The organism is Hydrocoleum sp. CS-953 (assembly GCF_002260545.1).
Taxonomy (GTDB): Bacteria; Cyanobacteriota; Cyanobacteriia; order Cyanobacteriales; family Microcoleaceae; genus Trichodesmium.
In genome coordinates this window covers 1-4,012 of record NZ_LGSU01000639.1, presented here as the reverse complement: position 1 = coordinate 4,012, position 4,012 = coordinate 1, and the positions used below count along the sequence as shown (strand labels likewise).

Below are 4,012 nucleotides of genomic sequence, written 5' to 3'. Positions count from 1 at the left end.
ATAGGCAGTTTTTTCCTCCTTCAGATAAACTAGCAAGAAGGGTATTTTTTGGGCGAATTTTTTGTAATTCATCTCCATATAATTTAATATTTGCATATTGATTTAGCCAAGAATAAAGTTTAATTGCTATTAAACCCAGACCCATAGGTTTAGAATTAAAACCTGAACGTAAATTTTGACGAAGTTGAATTAAAGTGAAACCTTGCTCAAGCAAAAAAGGAACAATATCAATTAATTCCTGAGAAATATTTTGTGATTGAAAACTAGATTCTGGATCTGCTTTTAAAGTAAACCTACGACGACGTTGATAGTGATGTTGCCAAAACCAACGATAATGATCGTTAAATGCTTCATCATTATCAACAATAGGATCTGAAGTTTTTATAGTATTAGAATTTTCCCAATATAGCTTTTCTGCAACTACAAATACTAAATCACAATACAGACTACTAAAGTTGGGAAAGGTATCACCAGAAACCCAAAAATTTATATTACCAACTTGAGGTGACATTTGAGTAATATGACAGTAAGTATGAAGAAACTTTTGATTCCAAACATAGGGGTCTTGATTACCATTTGTATTGTCGTAGTAAACTCTCGTAGTTTCAAAATCTGAAACTACACGAGAAGGGTGATAAATAAGATAACCACTCAAAATTATATACCTGCTAAAAATTTAACTTCTACAATTTCTCGACTCGAAGTTTGGTTGATTTGTTTCCATCAAATATTTCCATCGAATTTTTTCAACAAGGTCTAAATTCACCAATGCCTTATATCATGTTATTAATTATTAAGTGTTTTGCCGAACACGATATAAGTTAGAATTTTCGTATCTTTTAGAGAATTTAATCCCATTCCAAATCAACAAACTGTGGATAAAAGTTAGAGCGGTCGCCCAGACTATATTCTTAACAAAAATTCTCCCTAAAATAGCTACTGTTAAACCATGTCCGTCTCCCACCATTAAGGTAGCAGTCAGTAATATTATTCCTTCAAACAAGACATATCCTATGACTAAACTAGCAGTCAACCATAAATAATATCTCCAGATTTTATCCTCAATAAATTTAGGCTTAAGAGTACCTATAATTGTTACTAATAATGTTCCCAAACCCATCACCAATCCCCAAGTCAAAGATTCTAAAGTCTGGGGATATTGCCGGAGAGTAAAACCATAGAATTGATTAACTAACCAAATTATTATTGAAGAAATTATCGCCTTTTTTCTATTAAGTGTCACCCCACTAATAGCAGCAAAACCTACTAAGGGAACGTGAGGATAAATAATACTACTAGCACTGCCAATAGTAATTAACAAAAATTGCCACAGACGAGAATGAGACATTGCTTTTTCAGCATGACTCCAAACATTATAATTTTCCTGCCAATCAACTGTAATTTTATTATTCATAAATCTTGATTCCTACCATTTTTCAACAATCACTTTGCCATAGATGAGATATCAAATCCGGTAGTATCGGTATAAAAAAGCGGAGAAACCGGGTTTGTCTGAAATGCTCTACAATACTAACATTGACCTTCCATAAACCCGGTTTCTTATAATACTGCGAAAACTGTTGTTTTGTCAAAATTTTCAGCCTATCAAATCTGGCATTCTAAATTCTAAATTCTGAATTCTGAATGCAGTGAAACGGTATTAGGATATAAATGTTTAGATAACTTCACCCCTCCTAATAAATGCTCTTTAACAATACTCTCAGCCACATCAGGAGTAACGCGAGTATACCAAGTTCTATCTCCAGAATAGAAAACTACCGGACCCATTTTACAAACTTCCAAACAGCCAGAAGTAATCACATCTACATCTAATTCTGATGTTTTTACCGCAGTTTGTAAAGCATCAAAAATTGGTTGCCACTTCCGAGAAGGATAACAACGACTGGACCGACAAACAGACAAATAAGGTCGTTTTAAAGGATTACTATTAAAAGGAATCGGACGAGTTCCTAAAACATAAATTTCTCGTAATTCTTCATAAAGTGCAAGTTTGGAAAACTCCGCTTTTTTCACCGGCAAATAATCTTCATCTTCCCCTAAAAATGGATTTGGCAAAAATATTGTCATTAACCTTTCTCCCGCTCCATTCCAAAACTGAATTCCCCAACTTTTTGCCACTCCTTCAGGGTTTAAGTTACGATAAAGTGCTGCCCGACTTAAAAGACGTTTTTCTCTTAATTCTATTGGTGTGGTACAGTGGGGTCCTCCTAAATTTTTTTCTAAGCATAAATGAAGGTGCCAAGCGGGAGTCGCTACTGTCAAATAACCATCATAAATTAAGCAAATTTTTGGGGGTTCAGTAAATTCTAATTCTAGTACGCCACCTTCAACAACATGACCTATTTGAACTTGCTGCCAATTTTGCTGAATTAATGTATACAATAAAGGACCAGTGACATCTATTGTAGTAGGAAAATCTTCATATTCTATCGTTCCACCTTTAGGATTTTTTTCCGATACCGTGCGTTTTAATGGTGTCACCCATTGATTAAATTCACTCATTTTAGTCCTCTGGATTTAGCGATTAAATTATATTAATTACCATTCTACTAAATTTAGGAATAAGAATAAAATAAAACTGGATAAAATTAACATAAGTTACGCAAAGAAACCCGGTTTCTAGGAGAAACCGGGTTTCTGGGTTCGGCTGCGTAAGTCTTGATTAATTACCCTCAAGAGGTTTATGTGGCAGAAACCAGATTTTCCCCGTCTTAGGAGCCAACCATGAGTAGTAAAAGTATAACCATCTAACTGTTCGCCGAAGTATTCCACCATGTCAGAACGTTCAAACTATCCATGGACTAAAACATCCATTCCCATCCCTTCTTGCAGTCCAATATAGTAGGCAATATGGGCATCAATTTGCGCTAAATATTCAGCTTGAGTCAGCTCGCTTTTTTTATAACGCGCCCGTAATTTTCTAACTTGTTTAGTCTGGGGAAATGAGTCGATAGTTGTAGTAGGAAAAGCAGGTAATTTTACTTGATTTTATACTCTTTCCTCATAAGACACGCTTCACCTAAAGTCTGTTTATTTCAGTGCTTTAATGTTACTTTTTACTTTTTCATTGGCAGGGCTAAATTTATAAAATTATTGCCAGTAGATTTCGATTTTTTCTATCTCTGACTTACTACTTTCCCCAGTCAAAGCTTTGGATAACAAAACTGTCTATTCTAGTTGTTGCTCGGCAAAACTTAATACGTTTCGCAGTGCTTATGGCAGTTTTACCTCGCTTCTAACATCATAAGGCACAAATTGTAAAGAAGCAGAAGGCTGTACAGAAATATTAGGAACAATACCTTTTAATTCCTCTAATAAAGATACTACTTATTGAGTACGAATCCGCCCAATATTTCGACCATCAACTACACCAGCACCGAGAGTTTTATGTGCTGGAAAACCATGACTTTTAATTAGTTATAAAGCGATCGCCCAGACTATATTTTTAACAAAAATCCTTCCTAGAATAGCTACCGTTAAACCATGAATGTCTCCCACCATTAAAGTAGCAGTCAGTAATATTATTCATTCAAACAAGATATATCCTATGACTAAACTAGCAGTCAACCATAAATAATACCTCCAGATTTTCTGCTCAATAAATTTAGGTTTAATACTAGCTATAATTGTTACTAATAATACTCCCAAACCCATCACTAATCCCCAAGTTAAAGATTTTAAAGTCTGGGGATATTGACGGAGAGTAAAACCATTTGACTGGTCAAATGGCTATGCAGCCCTGACTCAAGAATATGAGTCTACCCTAACTCCAGGATTATTTGTCGTGACTTCAGTGCGTCACGGCGATCTAATTTTTTGTTTCATTTATAAATTTCAGCAGCGATTTGCTGTGGTAGGGAATGGGATCGCTCAACGTCTGGGAATCGATCCAACTCCATTGGAAGCCTATCGCTGAGAAGGTTTGTTTCTCGATGACCTTTCTTGCTCTGGTAACGATTGTGTTTGTTGAACAATAAGATGAATAAATATC

The 4,012-nt window shown here is 35.1% G+C and carries 4 protein-coding genes and 1 pseudogene; 1 reads left to right on the top strand and 4 read right to left on the bottom strand.

The genetic code is table 11. The features are described 5' to 3' along the window. From AFK68_RS07210 to AFK68_RS41195, 4 genes and pseudogenes are all read right to left on the bottom strand, one after another. The coding region (locus tag AFK68_RS07210) for a hypothetical protein (RefSeq protein ID WP_094672171.1) at window positions 1–655 on the bottom strand (655 nt) is incomplete at its 3' end. A gap of 138 nt (window positions 656–793) precedes the next feature. After that, window positions 794–1,414, bottom strand: a complete 621-nt coding sequence (locus tag AFK68_RS07205; RefSeq protein WP_094672170.1) for a hypothetical protein — start codon at window positions 1,412–1,414, stop codon at window positions 794–796. Window positions 1,415–1,626: 212 nt separating this feature from the next. Continuing rightward, window positions 1,627–2,523, bottom strand: coding sequence for a ferredoxin (locus AFK68_RS07200; RefSeq protein ID WP_094672169.1), 897 nt, complete (start codon window positions 2,521–2,523; stop codon window positions 1,627–1,629). Between the two features lie 117 nt (window positions 2,524–2,640). Beyond that, window positions 2,641–2,976: pseudogene (locus AFK68_RS41195) on the bottom strand (hypothetical protein); the annotation flags it as partial. 829 nt (window positions 2,977–3,805) lie between these two features. Between AFK68_RS41195 and AFK68_RS43350 the strand changes: the two are divergent. Continuing rightward, entirely contained in the window at window positions 3,806–3,937 is a 132-nt protein-coding gene (locus AFK68_RS43350) for a hypothetical protein (protein ID WP_256386509.1), read from the top strand. The last annotated feature ends 75 nt before the right edge of the window (window positions 3,938–4,012 follow it).